This window comes from Psychrobacter cibarius (assembly GCF_016107535.1).
In the GTDB taxonomy this organism is placed as follows: Bacteria; Pseudomonadota; Gammaproteobacteria; order Pseudomonadales; family Moraxellaceae; genus Psychrobacter; species Psychrobacter cibarius.
In genome coordinates this window covers 19,312-33,055 of the sequence record NZ_JABASQ010000012.1, presented here as the reverse complement: position 1 = coordinate 33,055, position 13,744 = coordinate 19,312, and the positions used below count along the sequence as shown (strand labels likewise).

The window sequence follows — 13,744 nt, the reverse complement described above, 5'->3', positions numbered from 1 at the left end:
CTTATTGTGAAGTTTGTCTTGGTAAACTTACTTTAGCAATTTTGGGCTTCTTTTTTTATCTTTTTTTTGAGCGCTTATCCCGAACTGGGGTTACTTATTAAGGGCTCAGAATGGGAACATTTCAACTAAATCGAAGTATAAAAACTAGGGTGTGTATAGAATTCAAATCAGGGGCAACCAGATAAAGACACAAGCGAGCATTACCGCCGCTGCAAAGCTATCTTTGAGCTTATCATATCGCGTGGCAATGCCCCTAAAATGTTTCAATCTAGCAAAAGCGTTTTCTACCAAATGACGGCAACGATACAAATACCAATCTAGTGTGTCGTTACTGCTTTTAGAGTTCGACTTAACAGGTATGACTGACTGACTGAGCACAGTGCTTGAAGACACACTCTCTAATATCGCTACTATCGTAGCCCCTGTCTGCAATCACCGCTTTAGTCTGGTTGTTAATGGTGCTACATATCAACGCCTTTGCCATCTTAGAGTCATGTACTTGCCCACCTGACAGCTCAACATGTATAGGGTTGCCACAAGCATCGACCACTAAGTGCAGTTTGCTGCTATTACCTGCAACGCTTTTACCAATGGCCTCATCAAGATGACTGGCTGCGCCTGTACTTACCGTCTATAAATAACCATTCACTACGCCACTCTCAACTTAAACGAAGCCCTGATTTTACTAGCCTAGATTTAGTTTCAAGAAAGTCACTGATTTATAATATATTTAAAATCAGTGACTTATGAAAATAAGTTGAGAGCGGCGTATTCACTATCATAGTTTGCTGTGACTATCTTCATGAGCTTTTGCCATTTACCGGTTTTACGCCAGTAACGGTATTGATGATATATGCTAGACCAATGACCAAAATAAGAAGGTAAGTCTCGCCATGGACAGCCTACTCGTATGCGGTACAACCTGCCTTCAACGGTACGTCTTAGATTGGGCTTGTTATATACGTTAATTTGTCGCAATATAATAAATAGCTTCTGCCAATGTTCATCGTTGAGCTTAGTGCGAGCCATAAGTGACGCCTTGTTTCTTTGTTGTGGTAAACATTAGAGTAAGGCGTTGCTTATTTTTTTCAATGCTTTCTCAATTCTATACAGTCCCTAACTTTTACTCATGCAAAATAATTATTCTTGATAATACGATCCTTACTTCTCAGGTAGCAATATCATAGTTTTTCAGGGTATAGCATTATCAACGATAAGCATTGCAAATATCAGAGTGATGGACTGCCTAATGTATAAAGGATCTACTAAGCTTTTGCTGGCAAGTCTTAGCAAGTTCTTACTGCTTTTAGGAGTACTCAGGTGGCTTGATTGATATCGGGGTTTGAACCGCAAATGACTGAAGCGGCCTATTCTATTGTTGAAATAAACGATGGCAAGGTATTTGTATTACAAGCTCCGCGAGCTAAGCGCTTTAATCCTCTCAAAGAAATCAGTTTAGGGTCAATGGCGGTATCACATATATGTAATGAGGATGTTGCGGATGAGCCACCTCATACAGATTTTAGACTGCCCGACAGTGTTGAGTACTTAATTGGACACAACATTGATTTTGACATGGCTGTTCTTAAAAATGCTGGCGTGACCCATATACCTAGTCTGATTTGTACCAATGCGATGGCAAACTTCCTTCTCCCTACGCTTGAGAGCCATAAGCTAGTGTCCCTCCTCTATCACTTTCACCGAGATATAGCGCGTGCTCAAGCAAAGAACGCGCATGCTGCCATTGCTGATATTTACTTCACTGAGTTGGTGCTTGGTAGTCTAATTGATCTGGCTAATAATCAAGGTCATGTTATTAATGATGTGGATAGCTTATATGAATTTAGCCAAATAGCGCGTATACCTACGCATTTAAGTTTTGGTAAACATAAGGGTGAGGCTATTGCAGATTTAGCTGCGAGCTCTGAAGGTGTTGGCTATATTAAATGGCTGCTTAAACAGGACAGTGTTGACCCTTATTTAGCTCAAGCATGCCAGCAAGCATTAGAGTCGTTATAAATACACTGACGTAGTCAATTTTATAGTCGAGCTATACTGAAAATTGAGATCAACACTAGAAATAGTTAACGCTAAAGCAGATCAAATTCTTATTAAAACTATAACTTATTAGGTAATAAATCCTTCAATATTGTGGTGTTTAAAATATCATCAATATCTGCATATGCCATGGATCAATCTTACTCTGACAACTCGGAAAAGCTCTATATGCTATTATTTATATAGTGTAGAGGGCTGGGGTATGAAACTTACTTTTCTTAGGTGACGCTATTAATATCGGGGTTTGTATTCTTGGTCGAAAACAATAGATTAGTAAGATGCTCTTCTTTTTTCAATCACTTTTAAAGTTGAGAGTGGGGTTAAGATTATAAACTCATATACGGTATAACTGATTTTGATAGAACTAAAGAAAGGTTGCTAACACTATGCATAATATAGTGTTAGCAACCTTTCTTTAGTTAGTATTTTACTTAGGTGATGTGCTTAATATTGGGGTTTGATGAAACAGTATCAAGACCGTCATTATTTCTGCTACACTTATCTGGCAGGATCGATGCCGCTGACCGCCAGTTGCGATTAAGTGAGCGTCAAACTCAGGTTTGAATTGCTGATAAAAGTCGTCAATATGGCAGTATAGTTCGGTTAGGTTGTCCATGTAAGAAGTCCTTTTTGTGAAGTTTGTCTTGGTAAACTTACTTTAGCAATTTTGGGCTTCTTTTTTTATCTTTTTTTTGAGCGCTTATCCCGAACTGGGGTTATGTATAAAACCTCTTCTGCAAAATAAGAACAATAGTACATTAAATATATGCGCAGCCACTCAATTGATAAATTTAATATGTTAAACTACTGCTTTTCAATTTTTAAAAGATTTAGGCATTCGTCATATCATAATTTAAGGTAAAAGTTTTCATGGTTTTTTCAAAAAATCGGCAATCGCTGTTTGTTACTGTTGCCTTAACACTTATGATTGGGTTAACGACAGGGTGTGCGAGTATAAACACTGGACTGCAGGCTGGCGAATTGCCTCCTAGTGGTGTGTTTCAAGCAGATAATGGCATTCAATTTAATATCCAACCGCTCAGCCTAGCAACCTTACCTCCCAAACAAGCCAAAGCAAGACCTAATAGTGAGTTGTCACAATTAATCAAAAACTCTGGTCGAGCAGATTATCGTATAGCTCAAGCCGATATTCTAAGCATCATCTTGGTAGGCTATCCTGATATTACGGCTGCAGGAGCCACAGGTTACCCAGTTGATCAGCAGGGCTTCATTCAGTTTCCACTAATTGGACGCATTAAAGCAAGTGGTATGAGTGTGCCACAGTTTACTGCAAATTTAAGTGGACAGTTAAAGCGTTACCTCAAGTATCCAGACCCACAAGTAAAAGTGGCTGAATATCGTGGCAACAAATTCTTTATTGATGGTGAAGTCGGTAAATCTGGTGAATTCAACATTGCAGATGCGCCCGTTTCTTTATATAGCGCTATCTCTATGGCGGGCGGTGCAACACCGACCGGAGATTCTGACAGTATAGTATTGAACCGTAACGGGGTCAGCTACGATATTGGGTTACAAACATTGAGAGAAATGGGGTCATCAGCTAATCAAATATATATCAAAAATGGTGACTCAATCCATGTGAATAGCCAGAGCCGCAATAAAATCTATGTATTAGGTGAGTTTGGCAAAGTAGCACCCGTTCCTATTCTTGAGCAAGGTATCAGTTTGGCGCAGGTATTAGGTGAATCTAATGGTCTGAACTCCAATACAGCCGACGCTGCTAAGATATATGTTGTTCGAGACAATCCTGGCTACCCTATGACCAATATCTATTATGTCGATATGCAATCTATTACCAGCTTTTCTCTCGCCAATCGCTTTGAGATGCACCCAAACGATATTGTCTATGTTGATCCTACTGGCTTGACTCGCTGGAATCGTATTATCAGCTCGTTACTACCCTCTTCATCGGCCATTAGATCTATTTCAGGTCTATAAAGGAAGATCGTATTATGGGTTTTAATAATATCTTGGTGGTTTGTGTGGGCAATATATGCCGTAGCCCAATAGCCGCTACTTTTTTAATGGATGCCTATCCCGATAAGCACATTGATTCAGCAGGGTTGTCAGCAGTGGTTGGCCATGGTGCTGATTCAAAGGCGCTGGACGTGATGACTGCATTCAATCCAACAATTAATGCAAACATGAACAAACATATCGCTAAGCAGATTAGCGAAGATCTGACAGTGAAAGCAGATTTGATTTTGACCATGTCAACCAGTCAGAGCAAATGGATTGAAGACAGATGGCCACACTGTCGTGGCAAAACGTTCAGAATCGGATACTGGATTGATCAAGATATTGCTGATCCTTACGGACACGACGAACGAGCATTTGAGACTGCCAAACAAAACATTATCGACAGTTTGGGTCCATGGTTTAATAAAATCCGTTAAATAGTGAACATTTATGAATACAGATTCAAATAACTTATCAAAATCGACTACCGAAAAAAGTAGTAATGATGTTGATTTACTAGCTTTAGTGTTCGTGTTGCTACGTGGCTGGAAAATTGTGCTTTTTTTTGCATTACTAGGATTAATCATAGGCGTGCTATATAGCCGATATGAAAACCCTACTTATAAGTCAGATGCATTAATACAGATTGACACGACATCGCAGGGCGTTTCGGCCCTTGGTAGCAACATCTCGGATCTGGTTTCGACAGATGTTAGTCCTGCTCAAACAGAGGCGCTACTGATAAAGTCGCGTATGATCTTAAAGCCTGTGGTTGACCTATTGCACTTAGACATTCGATTGAATGATCCTTCAATAAACGCATTAGATAAGATAAACAGTGATCGCACTCATACTCAAATTAATACACCAGAAGGTGTAGCACTTAAAACTGCAGATGGGCAAGTACAGATCAGCCAGTTAAATGTCTCACAAGCCTACTTAGATCAGCCTTTTACTTTAGTAAAATCTGGTACTGATAATAATTTCACACTAAGCAATGGCTTTGATGACTTTAAAGGTCAACTAAATAAAGCAAACTACTTCAGAGGAACAGACGGTATTATCCAAATTACCGTCAATGACTTACCTGATAATGATCACCCTATCACTATCGCCAAACAATCATTACAAAACACAACCGACGCCATCAATGGTGCTTTGACAGTGACGGAACTTAATGATAAAACGGGGATTATTCAACTGTCCCTAATTGGTTCAAACCAACAACAAATCACCTTGATACTTAAACAAATTGTTGAGTCTTATATCGATAAGAACAAATCTCGAGGATCCGAAGAAACGACTAAAACGCTTAGCTTTATGGAAACGCAGATACCTTTGCTTAAACAAAAGCTAGAAGCGTCTGAAGCTACCTTTAATGATTTTCGTGAAAGATCTGGCAGTATCGATATTAGTCAAGAATCTGGACTGCTGGTCGCAGAAAACTCACAAATTGATGCTCAGATCAATGAATTGAAGTTAAAAAAAGCAGACTTAACGACGTATTATACCGAAGAGCATCCGTTAGTTCTTCAGATCAATGATCAGCTTAAAGTCCTTAATAATAGAAAGCAATCAATCAAGAGTGATATTGCCAAACTCCCTGGAACCCAAAGAGAGTTTTTGAAGTTATCAGCAGATACAACCATTAATAGAGAGATTTATCTCACTATGCTCAAAAACTATGAGCAATTAAAGATTGTTAAAGCAGGTCAAATAGGCTTTGCACGTATTATCGATATGCCTATCAGTACGTATCGAACCATTGCACCGAAAAAACAGCTAATCGTCATGCTGTCAATACTGTCAGGGATACTGTTCGGTATACTTCTGGTATTTCTCAAAAGTATGCTCAAAAATACTGTCAAAGATCCAGATCGTTTGGAATCTAAAACGGGCGTACCCGTCATTGCTACCATTCCACGCTCCTCCTCACTCACACGACTGGGTAAAAATAAGAAAACACCTAATCGTCTGTTGGCCTATATCGATCATAACAGTCTAAGCTACGAGGCCATAAAAAGCCTGAGAACACACCTGATATTTGGTATGCCAGAGCATGGCAAATCTGGTCAGCGAGCTAAAGTCATACTCATCTCAGGCGAAAGCCCTGGGATTGGAAAAACCTTTATCGCGGCTAACTTATCAGAGGTTTTTGCACAGCTTGATCATAAGATTTTAATTATAGATGCCGACATGCGCATGGGTGAGCTGCACAAGATGTTTAATATAGAACAAAACGTTGGTTTGGCTGATTATTTATCACAGGAAGATAATGAATCTACCACCAGTCAATCGATTACTGAATATGTGCATGCTACTGGTATGGATAATATCGACTTTATGCCTAGAGGCCAGCACCCTAAACAGCCAACTACTCTGCTCGCCAGCAAAAAGTTCAATGACCTGATGTCGCAGTTAAGTGCACATTACGATTATATTGTCGTAGACTCTCCACCGATACTAGCGGCTTCGGATGCGATTATTTTGTCACAGTATGCGGATAAACTACTGATGGTGACAAGATACAACAGCTCAATAGAAAGACAGCTCGTCTATGCTATCAACCAATTGACTAAAGATCATGTGCGTGTAGATGGCATCGTCATGAATGATGTACAACGAGGCGTGATGGATAAATACAGTTATCACTACAGCTACGCCTATGGCAATAATAAATAAATATTGCATCTATTAATAACTATTACATTCATTAGACCTCTTGCGAAAGTACTAGTTCATCAACTTCCACTGATGGAGCCGCAAGGGCTAGCGATGACTTATGCAAGAGTTCTATTAGCAATATCTTTTAGCAGAGTGCTCTGCAAAAAGGATATCGTGATAAATACTAATTTACGTATTTCGAAGCCAATTTAAATACTTATAGCGTTTTCAATCCGAGCATTTGTCGTTTTATATTTTTACTTTAGGCTTTATTCAACAATGCGAAATAACAAAATACTGAAAAATACACTAGCTCTTTATACTCGCCAAATAATTATTATATTAATTAGCCTTTATACAGTTCGTGTTGTATTAAATGCATTAGGTATTGAGAACTATGGTATATACAGCGTTGTAGCTGGATTTGTTGCTTTGTTAGCATTTTTACCAGGCACTATGGCTTCAGCAACTCAACGGTTTTTTTCGTTTGCCATAGGTCAGAAAAATGATCTTAGTCTTAAACAAACCTTTAGTGTCAACTGGTTGATGTATGCTGGTATTGCTTTATTAGCCTTCATCATATTACAAACTATTGGTCTATGGTTCGTAACTGAGCACCTTAAGATACCTGATGATAAATATGAAGCAGCTGTAATCTTATATCAAATGGTAGCAATAAGCTTCGTGTTCTCGATTTTCTCATCACCATTTATCGCTATTGTTATCGCGCATGAGGATATGCATCTTTTCGCACTAATCTCTGTCGTTGACGCTATTCTTAAGTTAACTGCAGCGCTATTATTAAATCATATACAAGGTGATGTATTAGAACTATATGGACAGTTTCTACTATTAACAGCAGCTATCACAACTAGTATTTATATTTTCATTTGTCTAAAAAGATACACTGAATGTCAGTTTAAAAAAATATACTGGAATAAAGTACTGCTGAAAGAAATTCTCGGCTTCACTGGTTGGACGCTAATGGGTCAGCTCAGTACTGTGTTTAGAAATCAAGCAGTAACTGTAATTATCAATCAGCTTTTTAATCCTGCTACTGTGGCGGCTCGGACTATCGCACTTACAGTTTCTAGTCAAGTAATGGTGTTCTCTAGTAACCTCAATACGGGTCTGTATCCACCAATCATAAAATCTTACGCGGCTGGTCAGAAAGAAGATATGCTGAGTCTTATTTCCAATGGATCTAAGCTCACATTCTTTTTAATGTGGGTTTTTGCATTACCTATGATATTAGAGATGAATACTATCTTAAATATTTGGCTAAAAACACCACCACCTGAGGCATTACTGTTTACTCAGTTAGCACTTGTTGAATCATTAATTCTCTCAATTAGTTTACCTATAGCAACAGCAGCTAGAGCACCAGGTAAAATGAAGCTCTATGAACTTTCATTGGGTAGTATTCAGATATTGATATTCGTATTCTCATGGCTAGTTCTAAAGCTTGGGTATTCAGCTTCGTCAGTATTCGTTGTAGCCATTGTTGCTAACCTTTCAATGTTCCAAGTAAGATTGATTATTGTTAACAGACTCATTGATTTGCCATTAGCTCCTTATTATAAAGTTGTTCTAATCCCAGTAATGCTTGTCATATTGTTGTCAGCACTACCTAGTATGGCTACACATTACTTGCTACCAGATGGACTTCTTTCGACCGCAATTGTCATAGTAGTTAGTATGGCATCTGCTACTACTAGCATGTACTTTATTGGCTTAGATAAAAATTGGCGTATCAAAGTTAAACAAGTATTTGTAAATCGTTTATTAAAATTTGGAAAGAAAAAATGAATGTATTAGTACTTGGTGGTACAGGAGCTATGGGCAAACATTTAGTTAATTTGATAGCTGAAGGCTCTAACCATGTTGTAGTGACTTCACGTACACAGTCTGGTCACAAAAGCAATGTCGAATATAAAATAGGTAATGCGAAAGAAGAGACGTTCATAGATGAATTGCTAGCTCAAAGATGGGATGTTATTGTCGACTTTATGGTATATAAAACAAATGAATTTAAAAATAGGTACGAAAGGCTTCTTGAGGCGACTGATCATTACATTTATTTAAGTTCATCTCGTGTATATGCTGACTCGGACAAACCTCTAACTGAAAGCTCACCACGATTGTTAGATATTTCAAAGGATCAAGACTATCTGGCTACAGATGAGTATGCATTAACCAAAGCACGTCAAGAAAACCTACTTTTTGCTAGTGCAAGAAAAAACTGGACGATCATCCGACCTTATATAACCTACGATGAGGAAAGACTACAATTGGGTGTGTTAGAAAAAGAAGATTGGCTATACCGAGCCATAAAAGGCCGCTCAATTGTCTTTTCAGATGATATTAGCTCTAAAATGACAACAGTAACAATGGGTAAGGATGTTGCAAGAGGTATAGTCGCTTTAATTGGACAGTCAGACGCATTAGGTGAAGCTTTTCATATCACATCAGATATTAGTATAAGTTGGAATAAAGCGTTAGATATTTACTTAGAAGTACTTGAATCGCACCTTTCTTATCGGCCTAAAGTATTTCAACAAAATCTAGATAACTTTCTGCAATGGCGTGCTGGTAAATATCAAATAGTCTATGATAGATTGTATGACCGTCAGTTTAACAATAGCAAAATAAATAGATTTATAGATACATCAGGTTTTGTAAATCCTGAAATTGGTTTAAAAAAATGTCTAGAGCATTTTATAGACTCAAATAATACAAAATTTAAAGATATTAATTGGAAAGAAGAAGCCATAAAAAATAGATTTCAAGGTGAGAATATATCTTTAACAGAACTGCCGAATTTTAAGACGCTAATAAAATACTCTATTTATAGATATTCTAAATTATTAAAGTAACTAATTGGATTGATTTATGGATTACTCTTACACTAATGAAAAAAATGCACAGGTTATTCTATATTTGCTTAAAGCACATAATATAAAGCATGTGATAGCGTCGCCTGGAACTACTAATACTGCCTTGGTATCTAGCATGCAGCAAGACCCATATTTTACTATGTATTCATCTGTTGACGAGCGTTCTGCTGCATATATGGCTTGTGGTCTAGCGGCAGAGTTAGGTGAGCCTGTAGTGATAAGCTGTACAGGCGCTACTGCATCACGTAATTACTTACCTGGTTTGACAGAAGCTTACTACAGAAAGCTCCCAGTACTAGCCATAACTTCAATGCAACCGTTCAATAGAGTTGGACACCTTGTAGCCCAAGTAGTTGACCGTAGTGTAATGCCCAAAGACTCTGTCAATCTAAGCGTGTCACTACCTACAGTAAAAGATAGTGACGACGTCTGGGAATGTGAGATAAAAGTAAACCAAGCTATACTAGAATTAAAACGTGCTGGTGGCGGTCCTGTTCATATCAATTTGCCGACTACTTACACTAAGCCGTACACTACTAAAAATTTACCGACATATCGAATCATAGATAGAATCACTGTAAATGATCAGTTTCCAAAGCTCTTAGGTAAAATAGCGGTGTTTGTTGGCTCTCATAAAAAATGGAATGCTTTAGAGACACAAGCGTTAGAACGCTTTTGCGATAGTCATAATGCAGTTGTCTTCTGTGATCATACTAGTGGCTACTATGGCAAAAACCGACTGCTTTACTCATTGGCAGCTGCTCAAAGTATGCTAGATCAGACAAAATATCGTCCTGACTTAGTTATTCATATAGGAGAAGTTACTGGCGATTACGCTACTCTTAGCATGATAGGCAAACAGGTGTGGCGAGTAAGTGTCGATGGTGAGCTAAGAGATACATTCAGGCGCTTACGCTACATATTTGAGATGCCTGAGCAATCATTTTTTGAGCATTATATTACTAAAAAGTCTGCAGGTGATAGCTATTACCGAAACTGTAGTAAACGCTTAGATTCCATTAGAAAAAAAATACCTGAGTTACCCTATTCTAATATTTGGCTAGCTTCTAAATTAGCTTCTAAAATACCTCAAGGTTCTGTAATTCACTTTGGCATACTAAACAGTCTGAGATCTTGGAATTTCTTTGAATTACCTAACACAGTTACAGCTTCATCAAACGTAGGTGGGTTCGGTATTGATGGAGGGCTATCATCACTTATAGGTGCTTCATTAGCAAATCCTAATAAGCTGTGCTTTACTGTAATTGGTGATTTGGCATTCTTCTATGATATTAACGTATTGGGTAATCGCCATGTAGGCAATAACATCCGTATACTACTCGTTAACAATGGTAAAGGCACAGAGTTCAGACAGTATGATCATCATGCTGCCTATTTTGGAGAATCTGCAGATGAATATGTTGCAGCAGCTGGGCATTTTGGTAATCAGTCTCCTACTTTAGTTAAGAATTTTGCTACTGATTTAGGCTATGAATATATTTCAGCCTCATCTAAAAAAGAATTTGAAGGCTGTTATGAAAGATTTATAACATCAGATGAACTAGATAAGCCAATTATATTTGAAGTATTTACAGATAGTCAACTTGAAAGTTCAGCACTTAAAACTATACAAACCTTAGCTTCCTCTCCAGAAAAACAGATTAAAGAGATGGGTAAGAAATTATTAGGTGAACAAGTATTTAATAAAGTTAAACTTATAATTAATAATTAGATTTTATAGTAATAAATTCTTTTGATAAAGCTATAGCTATTTAATATTAAAGTAGATACAAAACTATTATGAAATTTATCTTAAAAAATATATTAAATTAAATAGAGAGAAATATACATGAATAAACTTTCAAGCACACCATGCCTAATTGTGACACTTTGTAAATCCTTAAATTACGGAGCTTACCTACAAGCGTTTGCCTTGCAAGAAATTCTTACCGCTTATGGATACCAAGTAAGTTTTTTAGATGTATATGACAAAGAGAACAATATAAAAAGGTATCAGCATCTGTTTGGCGGGATTAAAAACACACCAAAAAGTTATATTTTTAATATTCGTAAGCTACTAGCCTTTAAAAAATACGAAAAGAAACTTACTATTGTCTCACGAGGAAAATCATCAAGGTTTAAAGTCGTATTTATTGGTTCTGATGAGGTTTGGAGTGTTACTAACGGCTCTTTTAACAGCGCTCCAGAATTCTTTGGAATAAACCTACCTAAATCATTAAAGTTTTCATATGCCCCTAGTGTGAGAAGTTCTAATGTTGAAGACTTAAACAATTATCCAAAATATGTTCAGGGTATATCTGAGCTGAGCATGATCAGTGTAAGAGATATTGAGTCATTAGAGGTAGCAAAAAAAGCAAGTATAGACAAAGATATATCAATGGTATTAGATCCAACCTTTCTCCATGATTTTTTTAAGAATGAAGAAAAATACGATATAAGTAAACCGTATATACTTGTTTACACATATGGTTTTGAAAAAAATATTGTTAAAGAAGTTAAGGCTTATGCCAGAAGAAATAAACTCTTAATTATTTCTGCAGGGTTCTATCATTCATGGGCTGATAAAAATATTGCGTGTAATCCATTTGAATTTCTTTCTATTGTAAGAAATGCAAATAGTGTTATAACAGATACTTTTCATGGTTCAATATTTGCGATTAAATATAGGAAAAACTTTATTAGTTATGGTGGGAATAAACCAAAAGTTAAGTATTTGTTAGAATCTCTAGGTTTAGAAAAATCTTTAGTTGAAGTGGGATACTTATCGAATGATAATACCATTGAGACTACTTACTCTAATCTCGAAGCAATTTTAAATCCGAAAATAAATGAAAGTAGAAATTATTTAGAGCAATGTAATACAATGATACTATAGTCAGTTCAATATAATTTCGATACAAGGAAACCGAGAGCAAGTTATACATTAGTATGCTTAGCGAGGATGACGCTGTAGCGGATTTATATAGACTTGACTATAACTTGACAAAAAATATTTATGAGTAAAAGAGTCTCTTTTATACATCTTATGTAAATATTGAATACCATTAACCGAACTACAAAATTATTTTTTAATTGATACTTAGAGATAAGATAAATGATTCAAGTAAGATGTGACAATTATCATATTGAAGTTGAGAAAGAATATTTTTTTTCAATAATAACTCCCAACTATAACTCTGGAGATAAGCTAGTAAGAGCTATAAAAAGTCTTACAAATAATGCCGTTTCTTTTGAACATATCATTGTCGATGATTGCTCTACAGATGAGTCATTTATACTGGCACAGCAATTAGGGACCAGTATATCTAGCTTTAATATAATATTCTTAAGTAATTTTTCGAATAGCGGTCCTGCAATATCTAGAAATAAAGGGCTTGATGTTGCTAAAGGCAAGTATATCTTATTTCTTGATGCAGATGACTATTTTATAGAGAGCACACTTGATACTTTATATAATGCTATAGAATCAAATAATATGCCTGATGTATTGACATACAACTATCAAATGATAGAGAGTACAAATGAGATTATAGATTTAACAAAGGATTCAAACATAGCTAATGTAATATGCAATCCTATTAAAGAGTACCTATCAGACAAGATCATATCTGCTCCTTGGGGTAAATGTATTGAGGCTGATTTAGCTAAAAGTTTTAGATTCCCAGATTTGATAGTGTCAGAAGATGCTTTATATAATTTAGATATATTTATCAATGCTAAATCGGTTTTTAAAATCGATTCGACTCTTTATATTTTTGACAAAACCGATTCTAATAGCTTGACTAGGAAGGCGTTTGATAGAAAAGAGTTCATGAAGTTTCATAACGGTTGGGTCGCTTTTGAGAAGAAAGCACTTAAAGAAATTCAGCTTAAAAATAGTCATAGGTTACTTGCAAGTAGGAAAATTAGATTTGAAGTGCTGTACTACATAAATAGAATGATAGTTAGTCCCGATAGCAAAGTAGATAAATTAATTATTGGTTCTATAAGGGAAACTATACATAATAATATTATATTAGCAAAAAATGAATTAAGTGCGAAAGTAAAACTATTATGTTTTATGTTCTACTTCTTCCCTTCTTTAACCATTAGGTTAGTAAAGTTTTATAAGGTTTTTTAAACTA

The 13,744-nt window shown here is 36.4% G+C and carries 9 protein-coding genes and 3 pseudogenes; 9 read left to right on the top strand and 3 right to left on the bottom strand.

The genetic code is table 11. The annotated features are described in order from the left end of the window. Nucleotides 1–162: 162 nt before the first annotated feature. A pseudogene (locus JFC08_RS08465) lies at nt 163–650 on the bottom strand (IS5 family transposase); the annotation flags it as partial. Nucleotides 651–777: 127 nt separating this feature from the next. Further along, nucleotides 778–1,029 (bottom strand): annotated as a pseudogene (locus JFC08_RS08460) (transposase); the annotation flags it as partial. A gap of 324 nt (nt 1,030–1,353) precedes the next feature. On the opposite strand from JFC08_RS08460, the gene JFC08_RS08455 reads away from it, so the two are divergent. Beyond that, on the top strand, nt 1,354–2,019 hold the full coding sequence (locus tag JFC08_RS08455; RefSeq protein WP_198330406.1) for a 3'-5' exonuclease: 666 nt from the start codon (nt 1,354–1,356) through the stop codon (nt 2,017–2,019). 496 nt (nt 2,020–2,515) lie between these two features. Here JFC08_RS08455 and JFC08_RS08450 read toward each other — a convergent pair. Beyond that, nucleotides 2,516–2,674 (bottom strand): annotated as a pseudogene (locus JFC08_RS08450) (IS982 family transposase); the annotation flags it as partial. Between the two features lie 254 nt (nt 2,675–2,928). On the opposite strand from JFC08_RS08450, the gene JFC08_RS08445 reads away from it, so the two are divergent. The 8 genes from JFC08_RS08445 (at nt 2,929) to JFC08_RS08410 (ending at nt 13,740) form a co-directional block, all read left to right on the top strand. Beyond that, nucleotides 2,929–4,017 (top strand): polysaccharide biosynthesis/export family protein, encoded by a 1,089-nt coding sequence (locus tag JFC08_RS08445; protein ID WP_198330405.1) that lies wholly within the window; start codon nt 2,929–2,931, stop codon nt 4,015–4,017. A gap of 14 nt (nt 4,018–4,031) precedes the next feature. After that, complete coding sequence (locus JFC08_RS08440; protein ID WP_198330404.1) at nt 4,032–4,475, top strand: arsenate reductase/protein-tyrosine-phosphatase family protein; 444 nt, start codon at nt 4,032–4,034, stop codon at nt 4,473–4,475. A 13-nt stretch (nt 4,476–4,488) separates the two neighbouring features. Continuing rightward, on the top strand, nt 4,489–6,720 hold the full coding sequence (locus tag JFC08_RS08435; RefSeq protein ID WP_198330403.1) for a polysaccharide biosynthesis tyrosine autokinase: 2,232 nt from the start codon (nt 4,489–4,491) through the stop codon (nt 6,718–6,720). Nucleotides 6,721–6,981: 261 nt separating this feature from the next. After that, a complete protein-coding gene (locus JFC08_RS08430) occupies nt 6,982–8,511 on the top strand; it encodes a lipopolysaccharide biosynthesis protein (RefSeq protein WP_198330402.1) in 1,530 nt (509 codons plus the stop codon). Then, nucleotides 8,508–9,578 carry an NAD-dependent epimerase/dehydratase family protein gene (locus JFC08_RS08425; RefSeq protein ID WP_198330401.1) on the top strand — a complete coding sequence of 357 codons (1,071 nt, stop codon included), beginning with the start codon at nt 8,508–8,510 and terminating at the stop codon, nt 9,576–9,578. Before JFC08_RS08430 ends, JFC08_RS08425 begins: the two co-directional genes overlap by 4 nt. A gap of 16 nt (nt 9,579–9,594) precedes the next feature. Continuing rightward, on the top strand, nt 9,595–11,331 hold the full coding sequence (locus JFC08_RS08420) for a thiamine pyrophosphate-binding protein (RefSeq protein WP_198330400.1): 1,737 nt from the start codon (nt 9,595–9,597) through the stop codon (nt 11,329–11,331). Nucleotides 11,332–11,448: 117 nt separating this feature from the next. Next, a complete protein-coding gene (locus JFC08_RS08415; protein WP_198330399.1) occupies nt 11,449–12,495 on the top strand; it encodes a polysaccharide pyruvyl transferase family protein in 1,047 nt (348 codons plus the stop codon). 219 nt (nt 12,496–12,714) lie between these two features. After that, the gene (locus JFC08_RS08410) at nt 12,715–13,740 is read left to right on the top strand and encodes a glycosyltransferase family 2 protein (protein WP_198330398.1); all 1,026 of its coding nucleotides are present in this window, start codon (nt 12,715–12,717) and stop codon (nt 13,738–13,740) included. The last annotated feature ends 4 nt before the right edge of the window (nt 13,741–13,744 follow it).

What these genes read in the sequence shown, in the direction of transcription:
- JFC08_RS08455 (WP_198330406.1), top strand. Translation starts at nt 1,354, where the DNA reads ATGACTGAAGCGGCCTATTCTATTGTTGAAATAAACGATGGCAAGGTA.
- JFC08_RS08440 (WP_198330404.1), top strand. Translation starts at nt 4,032, where the DNA reads ATGGGTTTTAATAATATCTTGGTGGTTTGTGTGGGCAATATATGCCGT.
- JFC08_RS08420 (WP_198330400.1), top strand. Translation starts at nt 9,595, where the DNA reads ATGGATTACTCTTACACTAATGAAAAAAATGCACAGGTTATTCTATAT.
- JFC08_RS08435 (WP_198330403.1), top strand. Translation starts at nt 4,489, where the DNA reads ATGAATACAGATTCAAATAACTTATCAAAATCGACTACCGAAAAAAGT.
- JFC08_RS08415 (WP_198330399.1), top strand. Translation starts at nt 11,449, where the DNA reads ATGAATAAACTTTCAAGCACACCATGCCTAATTGTGACACTTTGTAAA.
- JFC08_RS08410 (WP_198330398.1), top strand. Translation starts at nt 12,715, where the DNA reads ATGATTCAAGTAAGATGTGACAATTATCATATTGAAGTTGAGAAAGAA.
- JFC08_RS08425 (WP_198330401.1), top strand. Translation starts at nt 8,508, where the DNA reads ATGAATGTATTAGTACTTGGTGGTACAGGAGCTATGGGCAAACATTTA.
- JFC08_RS08430 (WP_198330402.1), top strand. Translation starts at nt 6,982, where the DNA reads ATGCGAAATAACAAAATACTGAAAAATACACTAGCTCTTTATACTCGC.
- JFC08_RS08445 (WP_198330405.1), top strand. Translation starts at nt 2,929, where the DNA reads ATGGTTTTTTCAAAAAATCGGCAATCGCTGTTTGTTACTGTTGCCTTA.